Source organism: Streptomyces sp. NBC_00286, from assembly GCF_036173125.1.
In the GTDB taxonomy this organism is placed as follows: Bacteria; Actinomycetota; Actinomycetes; order Streptomycetales; family Streptomycetaceae; genus Streptomyces.
The window spans coordinates 8,731,053-8,752,984 of sequence record NZ_CP108054.1 but is presented as its reverse complement, the minus strand read 5'-3'; the positions used below and the strand labels follow the sequence as shown (position 1 = coordinate 8,752,984).

The following is a 21,932-nucleotide window of genomic DNA, read 5'->3' as shown; positions in this document are numbered from 1 at the left end:
GGCGGGTGTCTCACGGGGTGTGTGCCCGGTCCGAAGCATACGGCGGCTGTGGTGGCCGCCAGTCGGCGATCGAGTCGAAGCTCCGCAGGAAGAGGCCGGGTCCGGCCTTGGAGACCATCGCGACCGCGGCATTGCGCAGGACGATGCCGGGACGGCTGCGCATCATGTTGAGGCGGGCGGCGCCGACGGCCTGGCGGACGATGGCGGTCGTACGCGGCTTACGGTCCGCCGTGTACGTGGCGAGGTCGGGCCCCTCGAGGTCGGCGCGGTGGGCGAGTACGACGGCGTCCTCGATGGCCTGGTTCCCGCCCTGGCCCAGCGTCGGCGGCATGGCGTGCGCGGCGTCGCCGAGCAGGGCGACCCGGCCGCGGTGGAAGGCGGGCAGGGGCTCGGAGATGTGGTGGACGTCGTGGCGCAGGACGTCTTCGGGGCGTGCGGCGGCGATGACGGCGGGGATCGGGTCGTGCCAGTCGCCGAAGAGCCGGACCAGTTCGGCGCGCTCGTCGTCGGGCGCCCGTCCGCCGGCCGGGACCATGGCGGCTGCGTACGCGTAGACCCTGCCGTCCTTGAGCGGATGCGTGCCCCAGATACGGCCCCGGCCCCAGGTCTCGTGCGAGGCGAAGACGGCGCCCGGCACCGGGATGACGACCCGCCACGTCGTGAACCCGGAGTAGACCGGCCCGCCGTGCTCCGGGAACAGGGAGCGCCGTACGGCGGAGTGGATGCCGTCCGCGCCGACGACGAGCTCGGCCTCCAACTCGCCGTCGGGCGTGCTGACGCGGGCCGGTCGGCCGACATCGCCGCGGTCTCCGGGGTCGCCCGGGTCGATGAGGCTCGCCGGAGCGGCTGTGCGTACGGTGCCTTCGGGGAGCTGCGCGGCCAGGAGGTCGATGAGTGCGGCCCGGTGCAGCACGACGAGCGGCCCGCCGAAGCGTTCGGTCATGGCCGCCGCGCTGGTGCGCACGAGCCAGCGGCCTGACGGGGTGCGCAGGCCCCCGTCGCCCTGCCAGGCGGCCAGTTCGCGGATCTCGTCGCCGAGTCCGATGACGTCGAGGGCGCGGAGGGAGTTGGGGGCGAGGGAGATGCCGGCGCCGACGGGTTCGAGCGAAGCGGCCCCCTCCAGTACGGTGACCCTCCCCCACTCTCGGCTTCGCTCGAGCGGGGGGACCCCCATCGCCGCGCCGGTGCAGCGCCACCGCCGCGGTCAGGCCGCCGATGCCGCCGCCCACGATGACCGCGCGGGGTGCTTGTGCCATGTCTCCTCCTGTGATCTGCGGTTCCTGCGGTGTTGAGGTTCCCGAGGTCTGCGATTGCCGATGTCACTACACCTGTAGTGTCCGGCCGCTTCGACCGTACTACAGGTGTAGTGCGACCGGTAGGTTGGACCTCATGCCCGTACGCAGCACCGGCCCGACCCGCGCCGAACTCATCACCGACACCGCCCTCGACCTGCTCGCCGAGCGCGGCATGCGCGGCCTCACACACCGCGCGGTCGACGAGGCGGCCGGTCTGCCGCAGGGGTCAACGTCGAACCACGCGCGTACGCGGCTGGCCTTGCTGGAGGCCGCGGTGCGCAGACTCGCGGAGCGCGAGGCGCAGGTGCTGGCGATCCATGAGATGCCGGACCCCCGGGGCGGGCGTGACGCGCTCGTCGAAGCCCTGTCCCTGGCGGTGCACCGCTCCCTCACCCGGCACCGTGAACTGGTCGTCGCCCGCTACGAGTTGGCCCTGGAGGCCACGCGCCGCCCGGAGCTGCGCGCGTTCTACGACGCCCAGGGACAGCTCTTCCGGGACGCCCTGACCACCATGCTGACGGCAGTGGGTTCGCCTTCCCCGGAACGGCATGTCCGGTCGCTGGTCGCCTGGTTCGACGGCTTGATGTTCGCCTGCGTGGCGGGCTCGTACCACGCGGACGTGCCGAGCCTCGACGAGGTGCGGGAGGGGCTGCGGGAGCTGGTGGAGGGGATGCTGGGTGGCTGACCCGGCCGAGCCCGGCGAAATCCCCTGGCGCCGCGTCAACGGCCGGGCGAGGATGCGCAGATGACGACTGAACGCCGTGAGCCCCCTACCACCGCCGACGAGCGCACGATGCTGGAGGGCTGGCTGGACTACCACCGCGAGACGCTCGCCTGGAAATGCGAGGGCCTGAGCGACACCCAGCTCAGGACCGCCTCCGCGGAACCGTCCGAGCTGACCCTGATGGGACTGGTGCGGCACATGGCGGAGGTGGAGCGCGGCTGGTTCCGCAAGGTGCTCGCGGACGAGGACGCCGGGCCGATCTACTACACCGAGGAGGACCGGGACGGGGAGTTCCACCTCTCCGAGACGGATACCTGGGAGGAGGCGTACACCACCTGGCAGGCCGAGATCGACGTCGCCCGGCGCAATGCGGCCCGTTTCGGCCTCGACGACATCTCGGAGGGCAAGCACCGGCGGACCGGCGAGCGGTTCAACCTGCGCTGGATCTACACGCACATGATCGAGGAGTACGCCCGTCACAACGGCCACGCCGATCTGATCCGCGAGCGCATCGACGGGTCCACCGGCGACTGAGGCACCTGGACTGGCCCCGAGGCACCCTCGGGCCGTTCACCCGTGCGGGGCATCCTGCGCTTCTCCACTCCCCAACGGGCGCCGGACACAGCAGAGTTGCGCGGGTGCATCGTACGACCAACACCGCAACGCTCCTGATCACCGTGGCCGTCTCGGCCCTCTCCGGCTGCGTGACCATCCAGCACCCGCCCGCCCCGGGTGCGCCGACCCCATCGAGCCGCCCCTCGGCACGGCACCCCGAGGTCGAGTCCGACCAGCACCTCGTGCAGGCCCCGGCGCAGGAGGCCTTGGACCGCGTAGGCCCACCCCGCCGGCCCTCGACGTCGACGGCAACGCCCCGCCCGGCAGTGCCCCCATCCCCCACGACCGCCCCGCGCCAGACGCCCTCGGGCCCACCGAAGACCCCTGAGCCCCCGCGCCCCGAACAGCGCCCCACGCGGCGCGACCTCCCACGCGTCCCGGACCGACCGGGTCGGGCGGACCCGGGCGTGTGCGACCTGGGCCGAAAGTACGGCAGATGGCAGCCGGACAGCCCAGAGGCGACCATCTGCCGGGACACGTACGGGAGTTGAGCCCGAGGTTGAGGCCAGTGGTCAGCCCAGGTCCGGGATCCGCCAGTCGATCGGGGTGTGGCCCTGCCGGGCGACCGCCTCGTTGATCTGGGTGAACGGGCGCGAGCCGAAGAATTTCTTCGCGGACAGGGGCGAGGGATGCGCGCCCTTCACCACGACGTGCCGTTCCTCATCGATCAGGGGCAGCTTCTTCTGGGCGTAGTTGCCCCACAGCACGAAGACCGCAGGGTCGGGCCGCGCGGCCACCGCCCGGATCACCGCGTCCGTGAACTTCTCCCAGCCCTTGCCCTTGTGCGAGTTGGCGTCGCCGCCACGGACCGTAAGCACCGCGTTGAGCAGCAGAACCCCCTGCTCTGCCCACGGCATCAGAAAGCCGTTGTCCGGGATGGGGGTGCCCAGCTCCTCGTGCATCTCCTTGTAGATGTTCCGCAGCGACGGCGGGACCTTCACCCCTGGGCGGACGGAGAAACACAGGCCATGCCCCTGGCCCTCGCCGTGGTACGGATCCTGGCCGAGGATCAGTACCTTCACCCGCTCGTACGGTGTGGCGTCGAGCGCGGCGAAGACCTCCTCGCGCGGAGGGTAGACGGGACCCTTCCCGCGCTCCTCCTCGACGAACTCGGTGAGCTCCTTGAAGTAGGGCTTCTGCAGCTCTTCGCCCAGGACGCCGCGCCAGGACTCGGGCAGCATGGCGGTGTCGGTCACGTGAACTTCCTCCGGTTTGCGGTCACTTGCCGACCACAGAACCTACCGCCACCCACTGACAACCGGCCTCGGAGCCGGGGCCGGCCGCGGACGACCGGCCCCGGAACACCCGACGGCTACCAGCTGGTCTTCCAGTACAGCTCCCACATCGCCATCATCGTCGCCGGGTCGATGGAGTTCTCGGCACCGGCGATCTCCTCGTTCGCGGCCACGTACGACTTGCCCTGCCACAGCGGCAGCAGCCGCGCGTCGTCGACGAGGATCTGCTGGGCCCGCTTGAACTGGGCGCCCACGGCACCCCGGTCGCTCTCGCGGCGGGACTCGGGGATCAGCTGGCCCGTGATCTCGGGTGCCTCGTAGGGGGTACCGAGCGCGTTCTGCTCGCCCACGAAGGGCGCGATGAAGTTGTCGGCGTCGGGGAAGTCGGGGTTCCAGCCACGCCCGAACACCGGGTACTCGCCCTTCTGGTAGCCCGGTGCGTAGGTCTTCCAGGGGCGGCTCTTCAGCGTGACGGTGAACAGGTCGGAGGCCTCCAGCTGCCGCTTCAGCTCCTCGAAGGCCGGCTTGGTCTGCGAGCCGTAGCGGTCGGTCGTGTACCAGAGGGTGAGCGGGACGCGCTCGGTGATGCCGTCCTGCTCGAGGATCCGCTTGGCCTTGGCGGCGCTCGGCTTCCCGAAGTCGTCGAAGAAGGCCGTGGTGTGGCCGACAAGACCCGTGGGGATCATGGAGTACAGCGGCTCGACGGTGTCCTTGTAGACGTTGTGGACGAGCGCCGGACGGTCGATGACCTGGGCGATTGCCTTGCGGACCGCGGGCCTCTTGGACCACGGATCCTTGGGGTTGAACACCAGGTAGCTGATCTCGGTGGTGGGGTTCTCGACGAGCTGGAGCCCCGAGTCGTCGCCGTTCTCCTGGATGTCCACGACGTCGGTGGCGCCGAGACCGCGGTAGATGACGTCGATCTGCTTCTTCTTGAGGGCATTGACGACCTGGGACGACCCCGGGAAGTACCGGATGGTGATGGCGCTGTTCCTGAGCTGCGCGATGCCCTTGTAGCTGTCGTTCTTGACGAGCTGGGCTTCCTTGCCGTCCTCGTAGGACTCCAGGCGGTACGGTCCCGCGCCGGTGACCCCGCCGTCGCTGCGGAGCTTGTTCGCGGGGTACTCCTCGGGATCCACGATCGCCATGGCGGGCGTGGAGAGGACGAAGGGGAACGTCGCGTCGGGCTGGTTCAGACGGAAGACGACCTCGAGGTCACCCTTCGTCTCGACTCGGTCGAGGGTGGTCAGAAGACCGGCGGGGCCACCATTGACGTTGATCTTCTTGATCCGGTCGATGGAGTGCTTGACGGCCTTCGCGTCCAGCGTGTGCCCGTTGGAGAACTTCAGGCCCTCCTGCAGCTTGCAGCTGTACACCGAGCTGGAGCTGTCGGTGAACCTGCAGCTCTCGGCAGCGTCGGGCTCGGGCTGGGACGCACCGGCGGGGAAGTTGAGCAGAGTCTGGTGGACGTTGCGGAACAGCTCCCAGGAGCTGTCCCAGGCGGCCGCCGGATCCAGGGTGCTGGGCTGGCTGGTCGTCCCCACGACGATCGGCTTCCCGTCGTCGGAGGAGCCCGAGGAGAAGACACCGCATCCGGCGACCAGGGCTATGGACGTGATCGCCCCCATCTGACGCAGGTACCTGTCCCGCTTGAACACGCGCACGCTCCTCGATCGGCCCTACCACAAGGGTGGCCAGACGATACCGCAGCGCCGGGCCCCTTGGGACGTCGCCCTGGCAGTGCCCTTGATCAGCGGCTATGTCCGTGCCGTGTGGGAATGGTGTTCATCTTTCGCGCGACGGACAGCGAAGGGCGCCCGCGCGGCTTTGCACCGGCCGCACAGGCGCCCACCGCGACCGTCAGCCGACCCCCGCGTTGAGGAAGATCCCGCCGTCGACGACGAGCGTCTGCCCGGTGATCCAGTCCGACTGCTCCGAGGTGAGGAAGGCGGCGGTGCCCCCGATGTCCGAGGGCATGCCGAGCCGGCCGAGCGGGTAGCCCGCGGCCGCTTCCTCCTCGCGGCCCTCGTAGAGAGCCTTGGCGAACTGGGTCTTGACCACGGCCGGGGCGATCGCGTTGACGCGCACCTTGGGCGCGAACTCGTGCGCCAGCTGGACGGTCAGGTTGATCATGGCGGCCTTGCTGATGCCGTACGCGGCGATGAAAGGCGAAGCCGAGACGCCGGCGACGGAGGAGATGTTGACGATCGCACCGCCGTTCTCGCTCTGCCAGGCCCGCCACGTCTGCTGGGCGAAACCGAGCGCCGAGATGACGTTGGTCTCGAACACCTTGCGCGCGACGTTGAGGTCCAGCTCGGCGATCGGCCCGAAGACCGGGTTCGTACCCGCGTTGTTGACCAGGAAGTCGACGCGGCCGAACGCCTCCATGGTGCGCTCGACGGCGGCTGCCTGGTGGGCCTCGTCGTGGGCCTTGCCCGCGACGCCGATGACGCGGTCGGCGCCGAGCTTCTCCACGGCCTCCTTGAGCGCGTCCTCGTTGCGCCCGGTGATGCACACCCGGTCACCGCGGGCGACCAGCGCCTCGGCGACGCCGTAGCCGATACCGCGGCTCGCGCCGGTGATGAGCGCGACCTTGCCCGAGAGTTCCACAGTCGTCATGTCTCTTTTCCCCGGCTCTAGTTGAGCGGTCCGCCGGCAACGTACATCACCTGTCCGGAGACGAATCCGGCGTCGTCACCCGTGAAGAAGGCGATCGCGTTCGCGACGTCGTCCGGCCTGCCGACGCGCTGTACGGGAATCTGCGTGGCGGCAGCGGCCTGGAACTCCTCGAATCCCATGCCGACCCGCTCGGCGGTGGCGGCGGTCATGTCGGTGACGATGAACCCGGGCGCGACGGCGTTCGCGGTGACCCCGAACTTGCCGAGCTCGAACGCGAGCGTCTTGGTGAAGCCCTGCAGGCCGGCCTTGGCGGCCGAGTAGTTGACCTGGCCGCGGTTGCCGAGCGCCGAGGACGAGGAGAGGTTGACGACGCGGCCGAACTTGGCTTCCACCATGTACTTCTGGACGGCCCGCGTCATCAGGAAGGCGCCGCGCAGGTGCACGCTCATGACCGTGTCCCAGTCGGACGCGGACATCTTGAAGAGGAGGTTGTCGCGGAGCACGCCCGCGTTGTTCACGAGGATGGTCGGCGCACCGAGTTCCTCGGCGATCCGTGTCACGGCGGCTTCGACCTGGGCCTCGTCGGAGACGTCACAGCCGACGGCGATCGCCTTGCCGCCGGCGGAGGTGATCTTCTCCACGGTGTCCTTGCACGCGGCCTCGTCGAGGTCGATCACCGCGACGGCACGCCCCTCGGCGGCCAGACGTACGGCGGTCGCGGCGCCGATTCCGCGCGCGGCACCGGTGACTACGGCGACCCGCTGCTCAGTGGTGGACATTGCTGGTTCTCCTCGCCTTTGAAAAGCCTCATGCGGTACGCCCCTGCAGTGAGCGACCGCTTAGTACCCTCAGCGCAAGTGACGCTAGAAGCCCTGGCACTCGGTGTCAACGAAACACCGCGCACATGTGATCCATCACCTCACCAGCAGGTCGAGAAGCCGCTCGACCTCGGCCTCGGGATCCGCGGTGAGACCGGTGTGCACGGGACCCGGCTGGACGACGGTCGAACGGGGCGCGATCAGCCAGCGGAAGCGCCGCCCCGCGTCGTCGCTCGCTGCCTGCCCCGCCGCCGCGCCCCCGGCGCAGACACCCTCGACTGCGCGCAGCGCGGCGCGCACGCCGGCCACGTCCGCCGCCGGGTCGAGTGCCCGAAGCTTGCCCTCGTCGAGATGGGTGCGGGCAGCCACGTACGACTGTGCGCGGCAGTACACCAGCACGCCCGCGTTGAAGCACTCCCCCCGCTCGACGCGCGGCACTACGCGCAGCAACGCGTACTCGTACACGTCACGACCGTCGCGCCCGCCGCCCGTTTCCCGCCCGCTCACTTCGCCCTCACCTCACCGGTCTCGATGCGCTCATGGATGGTGGCGGCTCGCGCCAGCAGCGGCTCGGCGTACGCGTGCCTGAGTGCGTCGACCGAGTCGAATCCCGGCTCGTCCGTCAGCCAGACCTCGGGGATCTCGGCGGTCACCTCGGCGACCAGTTCCTCCGTGACCAGCGGCGCCAACTGAACGGCGGCGGAGGCGATATCGGGGCCGAAGGGTGCGAGGGCGTGGTCGGTGGCGTCGTACGGACGGGCCGCGGAGGCGGGTGCGCCGGGCCAGTTGTGGTGCCAGATCATCGTGGCGCCGTGGTCGATGAGCCACAGTTCGCCCTGCCACATAAGCAAATTGGGGTTACGCCATGATCGGTCGACGTTGTTGATCAAGGCGTCGAACCAGACGATCTTCCCGGCCTCTTCAGGGCTCACCGGGTGCGCGAGAGCGTCGAAGCCGATCGCGCGGGACAGGAACTCCATCCCGAGGTTCAGCCCACCGCTCGACTTGAGCAACTCCTGTACTTCCTCGTCCGGTTCACCGAGTCCGATGACCGGATCGAGCCCGATCGTGACCAGTCCGGGCACGCGCAGGCCCAGGCGCCGGGCGAGTTCACCGCAGACGACCTCCGCGACGAGGGTCTTCCGCCCTTGTCCGGCGCCGGTGAACTTCATGACGTACGTCCCGAGATCATCGGCCTCGACGAGCCCGGGCAGCGAGCCGCCCTCACGCAGGGGCGTGATGTAGCGGGTCGCGGTGACCTCTTTCAGCATTTTCCCAGGCCACCCGTCTGTTCAACCTTGAAATCCACGACCACCGCTGGAGGGGCGCGGAAGCGCGAATCGACCGTCAACGGCCCTGGGGAGAATCTGGGGAGTTTCGACTGGCATGCAGTTTCCCCTACTCCCCGAGCAGCCCGTCGATGGCGGTTCGCCTCTTACTTCCGGCCTCCGGCATGAAGTGAGCATAGTAACCAAGGGTGATCGCGGGCGAGGAGTGCCCGAGCCACCGCGCAAGCGTGGCATGCAGAAGTTCCCGCTGGAACGCCACGAAGTCCTCGGCGCCGTGGCACTGACGCAGGTCCTGGATGAAGCTGACGAGCCACTCACCGTTCTCCCGGTGGAACGGGTGCTTGATCAGCGCGTCCAACCGGTCGGACGACATGTCGGTCAGCAAAGGAGCCACGCCCGGCATTCTCCCGGGGCAGACCAAACCCGCCCGAGCCGCGGCCGACAGTCCACAGCGATGGAGTCAATCGCCGGCAGGCAGGGACGTGGGCTTGCGCAGCAGCCACTGTCCGAAGGTCCGCCGTGCGGGCCGTACCACGACGCGGCCGTGGGTCGTCGTGCCGACCAGCTCCACACGCAGCGTGATCGGCGTCCCCTGGTCTGGAGCCTGACGAATCTTGATCTTGCTGTGTACGAGGCTCAGGGCGCCGGTATCGACCACGATGCCTGGCTTGGTGATCAGCGTCAGCTTCTTGCCTGCCGTGTCCATGCCGATCCGCAACGTGTCCTGCGTGATCACTGCCCGAGTGAAGTCGAGCGTCACCTCACACCACGCAGTGGCCAGCTCCAGCCTCCGCGGCACCACCCAGCGCCCCTCATGTCTGACCGCACCACTGTGAACCCCCTCGATCCGGAGTACGTCCTTGACCTCCGCTACGGCAGTGCCGGTCGAGGCGGACACGGCCGGCAGGTCAGCGGTCAGCGCGGTCAGCTCCCTGACGGTACGCGCCGACAGAGCAGCTTCCAGGCGCTCGTCCAACTCGTCCGCGGTCAGCAGGCCGTCCCCCGCCGCGATACGCAGCACGTCCACCACCCGGTCCCGGTCCGCATGAGAGGCCCTCAGCTCGGGCGACGCTCCGAGGCCGGAGTCCTTCCCGGTGGGCGAAATCTCTCCCGACATACTTCCGTCCTGGTCCTGTCGAACGTCCCCATGTGACGCAGGCAGCGGCACGAGTAGAAGACTAACGCTATATCGCGACATGGATCCCGGCTGGGCCCCATCACGGAGAGGCGATGGTCAGCGTCGATTCACGCACGGCTCGCGGCATCCATCATGCCGAGGCCCGGCCTCGACGTACATGAGGGAGTGTCACATCTGGCGATATCCGGTACGGCGCCCCCGGGCGCAGACACGGGAATCAAACACCGCTCTCACTGACCGTGACGGCTCCCCGTGATCGCTGACAGAGCCCCATATGCGACGTTGTCGCCGTCGTGGGCTCAGCCGAGTTCGGCGAAGGACTCCACGGCTTGGATCTTGCCGGTGACGATGATGACGTCGCCCTTGGCGATGACGGTCTCGGCGGTGGCGTAGGTGAAGCCCTCGCCCGGGCGTTTGATGCCGACGACCGTGACGCCGTACTGGGTGCGGACGCCGCTCTCGCCCAACGGGACGCCGGTGGCCGCCTCCGGGGCGACGGTCTTGACCAGGGCGTAGTCGTCGTCGAACTCGATGAAGTCCAGCATGCGGCCGGTGACGAGGTGGGCGACGCGCTCGCCCATGTCGTGCTCGGGCAGGACGACGTGGTGGACGCCGAGGCGTTCGAGGATCTGGCCGTGCTGGCGACTGATGGCCTTGGCCCAGATGTTGGGCACCTCGGCCTCCAGCAGGTTGGAGGCGATGAGGATGGACGCTTCTATGTCGGTGCCGATGCCGACCACGGCGCTGGTGAACTCATGCACGCCGAGTTGCCGCAGCGTCTCGGGGTCGGTGCAGTCGGCGACGGCGGCGTGGGTGAGGTCGTCGCTGATCTTCTGGACGAGCTGGGGGTCGGTGTCGACGCCCAGGACGTCCCAGCCGCGGCGCATCAGCTCGTTGGCGAGGGAGCTGCCGAAGCGGCCGAGGCCGATGACGGCGACGCGCTGGTCGCCGTGGGGGTTGGCGTACTGGGTCGCGAGCTGCTTGGCGCGGCGGCGGCGCAGGTTGTGCAGGTAGTTAGCCAATGACGGGTCGCTCCTCGGGTAGCTGGTAGCGGCGGGTGCGCTCGCGCAGGGCGAGCGCGGAGACGAGGGTGACCGGGCCGAGCCGGCCGACGAACATCAGCACGATGACGATCAGCCGGCCACTGGTGGGCAGGTCGCCGGTGATGCCGGTGGACAGGCCCACCGTGCCGAAGGCGGACACCGCCTCGAAGAGCACCTCCTCGAAGGGTTTGTCCACCACGACCAGCAGGGCAAGGGTCGCGGTCATCACGAATCCCACGCCGGCCAGGGCGACGGTCAGCGCCTGGCGCAGCACGTGCGGGGCCAGCTTGCGGCCCAGCACGCCGGAGTGCGGCTCGCCGCGCACCTCGGCCAGCATGGCCGCGCCCAGCACGGCGAAGGTGGACACCTTGATGCCGCCCGCGGTGCCCGCGCTGCCGCCGCCGACGAACATCAGCATGCACGTCAGCAGCAGCGTGGCGTCCGTCATCGCGCCGACGTCGACGCTGTTGAACCCGGCGGTGCGGGACATGGCGGAGTGGAAGAACCCGGCGAGGATCTTCTTGTGCCAGTCGAAGGGGCCGAGAGTGTCGTCGTTGCCCCACTCCAGGGCGCAGGTCAGCACGGTGCCGAGGGCGAGCAGGACGGCGGTGGTGACCACCGTGAGGCGGAAGTGCAGGGACCAGCGGCGCCGGCCGGTGAGCTGCCTGCGGCGGCGGTGGCGCAGCAGCTCCAGCAGTACCGGAAAGCCGATGCCGCCGAGGATGACCGCGACCGCGACCGGCAGGGTCACCCAGGGGTCCTGGGCGTACATGGTGAGGCTGTCGGCGTGCAGGCCGAACCCGGCGTTGTTGAACGCGGACACCGCGTGGAAGAACCCGAGGTACGAGGCGTCCCAGATGGACTCGCCGTAGCCGAAGCGCGAGTACGGCGCCGACGGCGAACTCCACCATCAGAGTGCAGCCGGCCACGCCGAGCAGCACCTTGCGTACGTCGCCGATGCCCAGGCTCTTGGTCTCGGCCTGCGCGGTCAGCTGCATCCGCAGCCGCAGCTTGCCGGAGATCAGCAGGCCCAGCAGGGAGGCCATGGTCATGATGCCGAAGCCGCCGACCTGGAACAGGGTCAGGATCACGCCTTCCCCGAAGCCGCTCCAGTACGTGCCGGTGTCCACCACCACGAGGCCGGTGACGCAGACCGCGGAGGTGGAGGTGAAGAGCGCTGTCACGAAGTCCGCGGAGGAGCCGTTCTCGCTGGCGACGGGCAGCATCAGCAGGACGGTGCCGAGCAGGATCACCGTGCCGAAGGCCGTGACCACGGTGCGCGCGGGGTGCGCCGTGAACAGTGCCTGCCATCTCCGTGCCGCCTTGGAAGGGCGTGCTGCCCCCGTCGGCCGCGCCACTGCACGTCCGGTCACGCTTGCGCTCCTCCACCTGTCGTATCCCGCCAAGACATCGTCGAGGGTCCGACAGGTCGGGGCCAAGATCCCGGCGGCACACCCTAACCGAACACGCGAGCGGGAGACACCGTGCGCACCCTCACACGGGTGCGGCGGCGCGGCCGTTACGTCATCGTTGTGGCCGGCACATCGGGGCGGGCCGGCGGCCGGCCGGGGGCCGTCTGAAGCGTGAGGACCATGGTGAGCCCGCCGCCGGGGGTGTCCTCGGCGTTGAGGGTGCCGCCCATGGCCTCGGCGAAACCCCGGGCGACCGCGAGGCCGAGACCGACGCCTGCGCCGCGTGGGGCGTCGCCGTGGCGCTGGAACGGCTCGAAGATGCGCTCCTTGGCCTCGTCGGGCACACCAGGGCCGCGGTCCGCGACCCGCAACTCGACACGGTTGCCGAGCGCGCTGGCGGAGACGTGGACGGGCCGGCCATCGGGGCTGTACTTGACGGCGTTCTCCACGACGTTGGCGACCGCCCGCTCCAGCAGCCCCTTGTCGACGGCGACCATGGGCAGCGTCTCGGGGATGTCGAGGCCGACGCTGTCCTCGGGCACGCCCACCAGGGCCATCGGGACCACCTCGTCGAGGTCGATCTCCCGGATCAGCGGGGTGACCGTGCCCGTCTGCAGCCGGGACATGTCCAGCAGGTTGTCCACCAGACCGCCGAGCCGGTCGGCGCCCTCCTCGATGCTCGCCAGCAGCTCCGCCTGGTCCTCCTCGGACCAGGCCACGTCGTCGGAGCGCAGCGAGGACACGGACGCCTTGATGGCGGCCAGCGGGGTGCGCAGGTCGTGGCTGACCGCGGCAAGCAGCGCGGTGCGGATGCGGTTGCCCTCGGCCAGTTCCTTGGCCTGGCCGGCCTGCACTTGGAGCCGCTGCCGGTCCAGTACGACGGCGGCCTGGGCGGCGAACGCGGCCAGCACGCGGCGGTCCTCGGCCGGCAGGACGCGGCCGGACAGGGCGAGGGCCATGTGGTCGCCGACCGGCATGTCGACGTCGGCCTCCTCCGGCCGCTCGATCACGCGTGCGTTTCCGACGCGGCCCGCGCAGGTCCACGGGTCGACGTCGCTCTCCCGCTCCAGCAGGGCCACCGAGTCCATGGCGAAGGTCTCCCGGACCCGCTCCAGCAGGGCCTCCAGGCTGGTCTCCCCGCGCAGCACACTGCCCGCCAGAAGGGAGAGGATCTCCGACTCCGCGCGCAGCCGGGCCGCCTGGTGAGTGCGGCGGGCGGCCAGGTCGACGACCGACGCGACGGAGACCGCGACCGCGAAGAAGACCGCGATCGCGACCACGTCCTCCGCATCCGCGATGATCCAGGTGTGCACGGGCGGGGTGAAGAAGTAGTTCAGCAGCAGTGATCCGGCGGTCGCCGAGGCCAGTGCCGGGCGCAGACCGCCGAGCAGCGCCGCCGCGACCGTCAGGGTCAGGAAGAGCAGGACGTTGTTGGTCAGGTCCGGGCCCGAGTCGAGGCCGGTGAGGACGTACGTGAGCAGAAGCGGGCCGGCCACACCCACCAGCCAGCCCCAGATGATCCGGGAGCGCCCGAGGCGGGCGCCCCGGGCGAGGGGCAGCCCGCGTCCCTTGCCCGCTTCGTCATGGGTGATCAGGTGGACGTCCAGGTCGGGGCCGGACTCCCGGGCGACCGTGGCGCCGACGCCGGGGCCGAATATGTACTGCCATGTTTTGCGGCGGGAGACGCCGAGGACGATCTGGGTGGCGTTGACGCCGCGGGCGAACTCCAGCAGCGCGGTCGGGATGTCGTCGCCGATGACGTGGTGGAAGGTGCCGCCCAGGTCCTCCACCAGGGTGCGCTGGACGGCGAGTTCCTTGGGCGAGGCGGAGGTCAGGCCGTCGCTGCGGCCGATGTACACGGCGATGACCTCGCCGCCGGCGCCCTTCTCCGCCAGCCGCACGGCACGGCGTACGAGCGTCCGCCCCTCGGGGCCGCCGGTCAGCCCCACGACGATGCGCTCGCGGGCCTGCCAGGTGGAGCGGATGTCGTGCTCCCCGCGGTACTGCTGCAGGTACTCGTCGACCCGGTCGGCCACCCACAGCAGCGCCAGCTCGCGCAGCGCTGTGAGGTTGCCGGGCCGGAAGTAGTTCGACAGGGCCGCATCGACCTTGTCGGGCTGGTAGATGTTGCCGTGCGCCATCCGGCGGCGCAGCGCCTGCGGGGACATGTCGACCAGTTCGATCTGGTCGGCGCGGCGCACCACCTCGTCGGGGACGGTCTCCTTCTGCCGGATGCCGGTGATCGACTCGACGACGTCGCCGAGCGACTCCAGGTGCTGGATGTTCACCGTGGATATCACGTCGATGCCGGCGGCCAGCAGCTCCTCGACGTCCTGCCAGCGCTTGGTGTTGCGCGAGCCGGGGATGTTGGTGTGCGCCAGCTCGTCCACCAGCGCCACCTTGGGTCGGCGAGCGAGGACCGCGTCGACGTCCATCTCCGTGAACGTCGTGCCGCGGTACTCGATCTCCCGGCGCGGCATGACTTCCAGGCCGTGCAGCATCACCTCAGTACGCGGCCGGTCATGGTGCTCCACGAAGCCGACCACGCAGTCGGTGCCCCGCTCCATACGGCGGTGGGCCTCGGAGAGCATGGCGTAGGTCTTGCCGACGCCCGGTGCCGCGCCGAGGTAGATGCGTAGCTTGCCGCGTCCCATGGGCTTCAGTTTCTCGTCTCTGCGGTGATGTGCGGTCGTGCGGTGGCCGGCGGGAGGGCGGCCGGAGCGGGGGTCACTCCTCGAAGCGGTATCCCATGCCAGGTTCGGTGATGAGATAGCGCGGGTGTGAGGGGTCCGCTTCGAGTTTGCGCCTCAGCTGGGCCATGTACACCCGCAGGTAGTTGGTCTTGTTGCCCTGGGAAACACCCCAGACCTCGTGCAGGAGCCGCTTCTGTGTGACGAGGCGGCCCGGGTTCGTCACCAGGATCTCCAGCAGGTGCCATTCCGTCGGGGTCAGGCGCACGTCACCTCCGCCGCGGTGGACCTTCTTCGCGGCCAGGTCGACGGTGAACTCGTCCGTCTTGACCAGGGTCATCTCGGGTTCGAGCGGTACGCTCTCGGTGCGGCGGACGGCGGCCCGCAGCCGGGCCAGGAGTTCGTCCATGCTGAAGGGCTTGGTGATGTAGTCGTCGGCGCCCGCGTCCAGGGCCGTCACCTTCTCGCCGGATGCCCGCCGGGCGGACAGCACCAGGATCGGTACCCGGGTCCAGCCGCGCAGCGCCTTGATGACGTCGACGCCGTCCATGTCCGGCAGTCCCAGGTCGAGGACGACCACGTCGGGCTGGCGCGCGGCAGCCAGCCGCAGGGCCGTGGCGCCGTCCGGGGCCGCGTCGACGCCGTAGTGGCGGGCCTGCAGGTTGATGACGAGCGCGCGTACGAGCTGGGGGTCGTCCCTCCACGACCAGCACCCGGGTCATCGGTGTGCGCCTTTCCTGTCGTGTCGTGCACGGGAGCGGAGCGGTCCGCAGGGACTGAGGGCAGGGACTGCAAGGCGTCATGGCGGCGGGAGCCGGTGGCCCGGACAGATGTCCCGAGCCACCGGCTCCGGCGCCGTTCGGATGAACCCATCAGCTCTTCGCCACGAGTTCCTTGAGCGCGATGTTGAGCTCCAGGACGTTGACGTGGGGCTCGCCCATGAAGCCGAGGGTGCGGCCGTCGGTGTGCTCGTCGACCAGCTTCCGGACCTGCCCCACGGTGAGCCCGTTGTTCTCGGCGACACGCTGGACCTGGATGTCGGCGTACGCCGGGGAGATGTGCGGGTCGATCGCGGAGGCCGAGCCGGTGACCGCGTCCTTGGGCACCTCGGACTCGGGTACGCCGTTGAAGGCGGCGACCCGCTGCTTGGCGGCCTTGACGTTCTTGACGAGCGTCGGGTCGCCGGCGCCCAGCTGGCTCGAGCCGGTCGACAGGGGGTCGTAGCCGCTGTTGGAGGGCCGTCCCTGGAACCACTTCGGGTCCGGCTTGTCGGTGCCCGGCAGGTTCCAGCTCTGCCCGATCAGCTTGGAGCCGACCTCCTTGCCGTCGACCTTCACGATCGAACTGTTGGCCTTGTCGTTGAACAGGGCCTGCCCGATGCCGGTGACCACCAGCGGATAGACGATGCCGGTCACGACGGTGAGGACGAGCAGCATGCGCAGGGCGGCCCAGACCATGCGGCCGGTGTTCACGAGAGAGGTATTCATGTCCTTCACCCGATCCCGGGGATGAGCGAGATGAGCAGGTCGATGATCTTGATGCCGATGAACGGAGCGACCAGCCCGCCCAGGCCGTAGATCGTGAGGTTGCGGCGCAGCATCTTGTCCGCGCTGCCCGGCCGGTACTGCACGCCCTTCAGGGACAGCGGGACCAGCGCGATGATGATCAGTGCGTTGAAGATGACCGCGGACAGGATCGCCGACTCCGGCGAGGCCAGGCCCATGATGTTGAGCTTGTCCAGCGAGGGGTAGGCGACGGCGAACAGCGCCGGGATGATCGCGAAGTACTTCGCCACGTCGTTGGCGATGGAGAACGTCGTCAACGCGCCCCGGGTGATGAGGAGTTGCTTGCCGATCTCGACGATCTCGATGAGCTTGGTCGGGTTGGAGTCGAGGTCGACCATGTTGCCGGCCTCCTTGGCGGCCGACGTGCCCGTGTTCATCGCCACGCCGACGTCCGCCTGGGCCAGGGCCGGGGCGTCGTTGGTGCCGTCGCCGGTCATCGCGACCAGCTTGCCGCCTGCCTGCTCCCGCTTGATCAGCGCCATCTTGTCCTCGGGCGTGGCCTCCGCGAGGAAGTCGTCCACGCCCGCCTCGCCCGCGATCGCCTTGGCGGTCAGCGGGTTGTCACCGGTGATCATGACGGTCTTGATGCCCATGCGGCGCAGCTCCTCGAACCGCTCTCGCATGCCCTCCTTGACCACGTCCTTGAGGTGGATGACACCCAGCACCCGGGCACCCCGGTCGTCGTGAACGGCGACCAGCAGCGGCGTACCGCCCGCCTCGGAGATCTTGTTCGCGATCCCGTCGGCGTCGTCGGCGACCTCGCCGCCCTGCTCCCGCACCCAGGCGATGACGGAACCGGCCGCCCCCTTGCGGACCTTGCGCCCGTCGACGTCCACGCCCGACATGCGGGTCTGCGCGGTGAACTCGATCCACTCGGCGCCGACCAGTTCGCCCTGGTGGCGCTCGCGCAGGCCGTACTTCTCCTTCGCGAGTACGACGATGGAGCGGCCCTCCGGCGTCTCGTCGGCCAGCGACGACAACTGGGCGGCATCGGCGACCTCGGCCTCCGTCGTACCGTGCACCGGCACGAACTCCGACGCCTGCCGGTTGCCGAGGGTGATGGTGCCGGTCTTGTCGAGTAGCAGCGTCGACACGTCGCCGGCCGCCTCGACCGCCCTGCCGGACATGGCGAGTACGTTCCGCTGCACCAGCCGGTCCATGCCGGCGATGCCGATCGCCGAGAGCAGCGCGCCGATCGTGGTCGGGATGAGGCAGACCAGCAGGGCCACCAGCACGATCATCGTCAGATGCGTACCGGCGTAGTCCGCGAACGGCGGCAGGGTCGCCACCGCCAGCAGGAAGATGATCGTCAGCGAGGCGAGCAGGATGTTCAGCGCGATCTCGTTCGGCGTCTTCTGCCGTGCGGCACCCTCGACCAGGTTGATCATCCGGTCGATGAAGGTCTCGCCCGGCTTGGTCGTGATACGGATGACGATCCGGTCGGAGAGCACCTTCGTACCGCCGGTGACGGCGCTTCGGTCGCCGCCGGACTCGCGGATGACGGGCGCGGACTCGCCGGTGATCGCCGACTCGTCCACCGAGGCGACGCCCTCGATGACATCGCCGTCGCCGGGGATGATGTCGCCGGCCTCGCAGACGACCAGATCGCCGATCTTCAGCTCGGTGCCCGGGATCCGCTCCTCGGTCGTGCCGTCCTTGCCAAGACGCCGGGCGACGGTGTCGGTCTTGGCCTTGCGCAGCGTGTCGGCCTGAGCCTTGCCGCGGCCCTCGGCGACCGCCTCCGCGAGGTTGGCGAAGATCACGGTCAGCCACAGCCAGGCACTGATGGTCCAGCCGAACCAGTCGCCCGGGTCCTTGAAGGAGAAGGCGGTGGTCAGCACCGAGCCGACAAGCACCACGAACATCACGGGCGACTTGACCATCACCCGCGGGTCGAGCTTGCGGAAGGCGTCCGGCAGCGACTTGACCAACTGCTTGGGGTCGAACAGGCCCGCGCCGACCCGGCCGTCGGGAGCCTTGTGCCCAGTCGGTGCGTCCTGATGGGGCGCAAGGGTGGGAGTGGACATGGAGTCCTGCTTCGTTACGTCGGTTTTCTGCGTGTTGGTCGTCATGCCGCCAGCCCCTCGGCGAGCGGGCCCAGCGCGAGGGCCGGGAAGAAGGTCAGACCGGTGATGATCAGGATCGCGCCGACCAGCAGGCCGGTGAACAGCGGCTTCTCCGTGCGGAGCGTCCCCGCGGTGGCCGGCACCGGCTTCTGCTCGGCGAGCGAACCGGCCAGCGCCAGCACGAACACCATCGGCACGAAGCGGCCCAGCAGCATGCACAGGCCGAGCATCGTGTTGTGGTACTCGGTGTTCGCCGCGAACCCGGCGAACGCCGACCCGTTGTTGTTCGACGCCGAGGTATAGGCGTACAGCACCTCGGAGAAGCCGTGCGCCCCGACGTTGGTCATGGACGACTCGCCCTTGCCCAGCGCCATCGCCAGCGCCGTGCCGACCAGCACCAGTGCCGGAGTGATCAGGATGTAGGCCGCCGCCAGCTTGATCTCGCGCGAGCCGAGCTTCTTGCCCAGGTACTCGGGCGTACGGCCCACCATCAGGCCGGCGATGAACACCGCGATGATCGCCATGATCAGCATCCCGTAGAGGCCGGAGCCGACACCGCCGGGCGCGATCTCGCCGAGCATCATGCCGAGCAGCAGTACGCCGCCGGACAGGCCGCTGAAGGAGTCGTGGAAGGAGTTGACCGAACCGGTCGAGGTCATCGTCGTGGACACCGCGAACAGCGAGGAGTTGCCCTCGCCGAAGCGCTGCTCCTTGCCCTCCATCGCGCCGCCCGCGATCTGCGAGGCGGTGCCCGGGTGGGCGTACTCGGTGATGGTCACGGCGACCACTCCGAGGAACCAGATGACGCCCATGGCCGCGACGATGGCGTAGCCCTGCTTGACCGAGCCGACCATCTTGCCGAAGGTGCGCGGCAGCGAGAACGGGATCACCAGCAGCAGGAAGATCTCCAGCCAGTTCGTGAAGCCGTTGGGGTTCTCGAACGGGTGCGAGGAGTTGGCGTTGAAGAAGCCACCGCCGTTGGTGCCCAGGTCCTTGATGGCCTCCTGCGAGGCGACCGCGCCCGGGCTGATGGCCTGCTTGTCGCCGGTGAGCGTGGTGATGCTGTGGATGCCGCCGAAGTTCTGGATGGCCCCCGCGGCGATCAGGATCACGGCCGCGACCACGGAGATCGGGATCAGGATGCGGACGGTGCCGCGCACCAGGTCCGCCCAGAAGTTGCCCAGATCCCCGGTCCGGGACCGGGCGAAACCGCGCACCAGCGCCACCGCGACGGCGATGCCGACAGCCGAGGAGACGAAGTTCTGCACCGCCAGGCCCATGGTCTGGGTGACGTGGCTCATCGCCGCCTCACCCGAGTACGACTGCCAGTTCGTGTTGGACACAAAGGAGGCGGCCGTGTTGAACGCCTGGTCCGGCGTGATCGGCTTGAACCCGAGAGAAAGCGGCAGCTTGTCCTGGATGCGCTGCAGCAGGTAGAGGAAGAGCACGCTGACAGCGGAGAACGCCAGCACCCCGCGCAGGTAGGCGGGCCAGCGCATTTCCGCGTCGGGGTTGGCACCGACGGACCGGTAGATCCACTTCTCGACCCGGAGGTGCTTCGTGGAGCTGTAGACGGCGGCCATGTAGTCGCCGAGAGGACGGTGCACCAGGGCGAGCGCGCCGATCAGCGCGGTCACCACGAGCACGTCAGCAAGTACGGGACTCATCTCGGTGACTCAGAACCTCTCCGGGAAAATGAGGGCGGCCACCAGATAGCCCAGCAGGGCGACGGCCACCACCAGACCCACGACGTTCTCGACGCTCACAGCCGCCCCACCCCTTTGGCGATGAGAGCCACCAACGCGAACACCGCGATGGTGGCGACAACGAAGGCCACGTCGGCCATCGCAAGCTCCCTGAATAAGGCTCGGCATCAGATCGGACCAGTACAGGGAACCCGCCGTCCGGCCGGATTCAACCGTCCTTAACGGCCCCCTAACGGCCGCCCTGACAGTCTTGACGCACCTCTTACGCCGTACCGCGCCCGCCGTTCGAGTGATCATGAAGTGCGCGGAATCGGCCGCGGCGCGCGCCCCGACTCGAAGCCGACGCCAGGGCGTCAGGGACCCGTCGGCAATGCGTCAGCGGTGCGTCAAGAAAGGGGCACGGGAGGGTTCCCGGCCTGTGGTCCCGCCATGGGACGCCATACGCCCGGAGACAAGGAGAGCCGCGGAAGCGGCCGGTCCAAGCGGGGCCTCAACGAGCGGGGCGAGCCGAAGGCCATCCTGCCGGCCACCACGCGCCCCCAGATGATCTGGGTGCGGGTTCCCGCCCACGTCGTCAAGGTCCCACGCTCGCCGCGGTGGTCGATGAGCTGAACGCCGACCGGCTTCGCGCAAGGCCCTGACAGGCCGCCTGTCGGCAACCGCCTCTCGCGTACGACGGCCCCACCGCCGATCGCCGACCCGGACGACACCGCCCTGGAGGTCGCCGCGCTGATAGCGCAGGTACGCAGCCCGCTGATCCCGGTGGCAACCAAGGACAAGGCCGACACGCATCTGGTGGGCGCGATCACCGCCTCCCACCTGCTGCACGGACTCCCGGGCATGGTTTCGTAGGTGGGCAGCTCCCACGTACAAACCCACGGGCAGGCTGGCACGTTGAGCGCCCCCAGCACGTGATACGCGCGCGGAGGGTGGCGTCCGCCCGCGGGACGGTGGCTCGCCGGGTCAGCGGTCGAGAACCGGCCCGGCCGTGTCCAGCGCGGCACCGACATGGTCGGCCAGGCTCACGGCGACCAGACGCGCCTGCAGGGGCGGCACTACGGCGCCGCGCTGCGGCTGCAGCATGAACCGGCCGAGGTAGCGGCCGCCCACCGAGGCGCGCAGTTCGATTTCCTCACCGGGCAAGCCGTCCTTCTCCAGGTCCCAGGTGGCCCGCCCGACGGTCACCGAGCCGTCCTGCTCCAGGCGGGGGTGGCGGCCGAGCAGCGTCCCGTGTTCGAAGCGGCAGCCGCGCAGTCCCAGGATCTCGACGAGCTGGGCCCGTACCTGGTCCACCACGGCATACGGCGAGGCACCGGCCTGGACCAGGCTGGCCGTGTCGTGGATCCGTGACAGATGGGCCGCGTCGGTGACGGTGACCAGCTTCAAGGTGCGTGCATGGGCCGCCAGTTGCGACACGGCCACGCCCACGGCGAGGAGCAGGAGCGTGGTGGTGATGTCGTCGCCGTCGGAAATCGTGAACCGCTGGTAGGGGCGGGTGAGGAAGAAGTCGAACCAGGCCGCCGCCGACAAGGCGGCCAGCACCCCGGCTGTCCGGCTGCCGAGGGCGGCGACCGCCACAACGGCCACGACCAGGATCAGGGCCAGGTTCGCGGACGTCATATGCGTACGGAACGGCACCAGGACGAGCGCGATGGCGAGCGGGGCGAGCAAGGCGGCCGCCAGGGCGATCCGGTCACGAGGGGGCATCCGCATGGTC

General features: G+C 69.4%; 19 protein-coding genes and 2 pseudogenes. 3 read left to right on the top strand and 18 right to left on the bottom strand.

Annotation, left to right across the window (positions count from 1 at the left end):
- Nucleotides 1–10 precede the first annotated feature (10 nt).
- Nucleotides 11–1,256 (bottom strand): annotated as a pseudogene (locus OHT21_RS39550) (FAD-dependent monooxygenase).
- A 133-nt stretch (nt 1,257–1,389) separates the two neighbouring features.
- Between OHT21_RS39550 and OHT21_RS39545 the strand changes: the two are divergent.
- Nucleotides 1,390–1,980, top strand: coding sequence for a TetR/AcrR family transcriptional regulator (locus tag OHT21_RS39545; RefSeq protein ID WP_328773058.1), 591 nt, complete (start codon nt 1,390–1,392; stop codon nt 1,978–1,980).
- A 60-nt stretch (nt 1,981–2,040) separates the two neighbouring features.
- Nucleotides 2,041–2,553 (top strand): DinB family protein, encoded by a 513-nt coding sequence (locus tag OHT21_RS39540; protein ID WP_328773057.1) that lies wholly within the window; start codon nt 2,041–2,043, stop codon nt 2,551–2,553.
- A gap of 593 nt (nt 2,554–3,146) precedes the next feature.
- Here the strand turns inward: OHT21_RS39540 and ung are convergent.
- From ung to kdpF, 16 genes and pseudogenes are all read right to left on the bottom strand, one after another.
- Nucleotides 3,147–3,830 carry a uracil-DNA glycosylase gene (ung, locus tag OHT21_RS39535; RefSeq protein WP_328773056.1) on the bottom strand — a complete coding sequence of 228 codons (684 nt, stop codon included), beginning with the start codon at nt 3,828–3,830 and terminating at the stop codon, nt 3,147–3,149.
- A gap of 116 nt (nt 3,831–3,946) precedes the next feature.
- Nucleotides 3,947–5,527, bottom strand: a complete 1,581-nt coding sequence (locus tag OHT21_RS39530; RefSeq protein ID WP_328773055.1) for an ABC transporter substrate-binding protein — start codon at nt 5,525–5,527, stop codon at nt 3,947–3,949.
- Between the two features lie 202 nt (nt 5,528–5,729).
- Entirely contained in the window at nt 5,730–6,488 is a 759-nt protein-coding gene (locus OHT21_RS39525; protein WP_328773054.1) for an SDR family oxidoreductase, read from the bottom strand.
- A gap of 17 nt (nt 6,489–6,505) precedes the next feature.
- On the bottom strand, nt 6,506–7,267 hold the full coding sequence (gene fabG / locus OHT21_RS39520) for a 3-oxoacyl-ACP reductase FabG (RefSeq protein WP_328773053.1): 762 nt from the start codon (nt 7,265–7,267) through the stop codon (nt 6,506–6,508).
- 135 nt (nt 7,268–7,402) lie between these two features.
- Entirely contained in the window at nt 7,403–7,813 is a 411-nt protein-coding gene (locus OHT21_RS39515) for a DUF3037 domain-containing protein (RefSeq protein ID WP_328773052.1), read from the bottom strand.
- Nucleotides 7,810–8,577, bottom strand: a complete 768-nt coding sequence (locus OHT21_RS39510) for a HipA family kinase (RefSeq protein WP_328773051.1) — start codon at nt 8,575–8,577, stop codon at nt 7,810–7,812. Before OHT21_RS39510 ends, OHT21_RS39515 begins: the two co-directional genes overlap by 4 nt.
- 127 nt (nt 8,578–8,704) lie before the next feature.
- Nucleotides 8,705–8,989 carry a hypothetical protein gene (locus tag OHT21_RS39505; RefSeq protein ID WP_328773050.1) on the bottom strand — a complete coding sequence of 95 codons (285 nt, stop codon included), beginning with the start codon at nt 8,987–8,989 and terminating at the stop codon, nt 8,705–8,707.
- Nucleotides 8,990–9,055: 66 nt separating this feature from the next.
- Nucleotides 9,056–9,712 (bottom strand): DUF1707 SHOCT-like domain-containing protein, encoded by a 657-nt coding sequence (locus OHT21_RS39500; RefSeq protein ID WP_328773049.1) that lies wholly within the window; start codon nt 9,710–9,712, stop codon nt 9,056–9,058.
- A gap of 320 nt (nt 9,713–10,032) precedes the next feature.
- The gene (locus OHT21_RS39495) at nt 10,033–10,755 is read right to left on the bottom strand and encodes a potassium channel family protein (RefSeq protein ID WP_328773048.1); all 723 of its coding nucleotides are present in this window, start codon (nt 10,753–10,755) and stop codon (nt 10,033–10,035) included.
- Nucleotides 10,748–11,599 carry a potassium transporter TrkG gene (locus OHT21_RS39490; RefSeq protein WP_328773047.1) on the bottom strand — a complete coding sequence of 284 codons (852 nt, stop codon included), beginning with the start codon at nt 11,597–11,599 and terminating at the stop codon, nt 10,748–10,750. The genes OHT21_RS39495 and OHT21_RS39490 overlap by 8 nt, the downstream gene beginning before the upstream one ends.
- Nucleotides 11,600–12,295: 696 nt before the next feature.
- Nucleotides 12,296–14,842 (bottom strand): sensor histidine kinase KdpD, encoded by a 2,547-nt coding sequence (locus OHT21_RS39485; protein ID WP_328773046.1) that lies wholly within the window; start codon nt 14,840–14,842, stop codon nt 12,296–12,298.
- A 73-nt stretch (nt 14,843–14,915) separates the two neighbouring features.
- Nucleotides 14,916–15,600, bottom strand: a pseudogene (locus tag OHT21_RS39480) (response regulator).
- 150 nt (nt 15,601–15,750) lie between these two features.
- The gene (gene kdpC / locus OHT21_RS39475) at nt 15,751–16,365 is read right to left on the bottom strand and encodes a potassium-transporting ATPase subunit KdpC (protein WP_328773045.1); all 615 of its coding nucleotides are present in this window, start codon (nt 16,363–16,365) and stop codon (nt 15,751–15,753) included.
- Nucleotides 16,366–16,370: 5 nt separating this feature from the next.
- On the bottom strand, nt 16,371–18,515 hold the full coding sequence (kdpB, locus tag OHT21_RS39470) for a potassium-transporting ATPase subunit KdpB (RefSeq protein ID WP_328773044.1): 2,145 nt from the start codon (nt 18,513–18,515) through the stop codon (nt 16,371–16,373).
- Nucleotides 18,512–20,176, bottom strand: coding sequence for a potassium-transporting ATPase subunit KdpA (gene kdpA / locus OHT21_RS39465; RefSeq protein ID WP_328773043.1), 1,665 nt, complete (start codon nt 20,174–20,176; stop codon nt 18,512–18,514). Before kdpA ends, kdpB begins: the two co-directional genes overlap by 4 nt.
- 9 nt (nt 20,177–20,185) lie before the next feature.
- Complete coding sequence (gene kdpF / locus OHT21_RS39460; protein ID WP_328773042.1) at nt 20,186–20,275, bottom strand: K(+)-transporting ATPase subunit F; 90 nt, start codon at nt 20,273–20,275, stop codon at nt 20,186–20,188.
- Between the two features lie 369 nt (nt 20,276–20,644).
- On the opposite strand from kdpF, the gene OHT21_RS39455 reads away from it, so the two are divergent.
- A complete protein-coding gene (locus OHT21_RS39455; RefSeq protein WP_328773041.1) occupies nt 20,645–20,827 on the top strand; it encodes a hypothetical protein in 183 nt (60 codons plus the stop codon).
- Between the two features lie 351 nt (nt 20,828–21,178).
- On the opposite strand, the gene OHT21_RS39450 is transcribed toward OHT21_RS39455, so the two are convergent.
- Nucleotides 21,179–21,928, bottom strand: a complete 750-nt coding sequence (locus tag OHT21_RS39450; protein WP_328773040.1) for a DUF4118 domain-containing protein — start codon at nt 21,926–21,928, stop codon at nt 21,179–21,181.
- Nucleotides 21,929–21,932 lie beyond the last annotated feature (4 nt).

Excerpts from the sequence above, each read along its gene's own strand:
- OHT21_RS39510 (WP_328773051.1), bottom strand. The coding sequence starts at position 8,577 with ATGCTGAAAGAGGTCACCGCGACCCGCTACATCACGCCCCTGCGTGAG.
- OHT21_RS39500 (WP_328773049.1), bottom strand. The coding sequence starts at position 9,712 with ATGTCGGGAGAGATTTCGCCCACCGGGAAGGACTCCGGCCTCGGAGCG.
- OHT21_RS39450 (WP_328773040.1), bottom strand. The coding sequence starts at position 21,928 with ATGCGGATGCCCCCTCGTGACCGGATCGCCCTGGCGGCCGCCTTGCTC.
- OHT21_RS39545 (WP_328773058.1), top strand. The coding sequence starts at position 1,390 with ATGCCCGTACGCAGCACCGGCCCGACCCGCGCCGAACTCATCACCGAC.
- OHT21_RS39540 (WP_328773057.1), top strand. The coding sequence starts at position 2,041 with ATGACGACTGAACGCCGTGAGCCCCCTACCACCGCCGACGAGCGCACG.
- OHT21_RS39455 (WP_328773041.1), top strand. The coding sequence starts at position 20,645 with ATGGGACGCCATACGCCCGGAGACAAGGAGAGCCGCGGAAGCGGCCGG.
- OHT21_RS39485 (WP_328773046.1), bottom strand. The coding sequence starts at position 14,842 with ATGGGACGCGGCAAGCTACGCATCTACCTCGGCGCGGCACCGGGCGTC.
- OHT21_RS39525 (WP_328773054.1), bottom strand. The coding sequence starts at position 6,488 with ATGACGACTGTGGAACTCTCGGGCAAGGTCGCGCTCATCACCGGCGCG.
- kdpC (WP_328773045.1), bottom strand. The coding sequence starts at position 16,365 with ATGAATACCTCTCTCGTGAACACCGGCCGCATGGTCTGGGCCGCCCTG.
- fabG (WP_328773053.1), bottom strand. The coding sequence starts at position 7,267 with ATGTCCACCACTGAGCAGCGGGTCGCCGTAGTCACCGGTGCCGCGCGC.
- kdpB (WP_328773044.1), bottom strand. The coding sequence starts at position 18,515 with ATGACGACCAACACGCAGAAAACCGACGTAACGAAGCAGGACTCCATG.
- kdpA (WP_328773043.1), bottom strand. The coding sequence starts at position 20,176 with ATGAGTCCCGTACTTGCTGACGTGCTCGTGGTGACCGCGCTGATCGGC.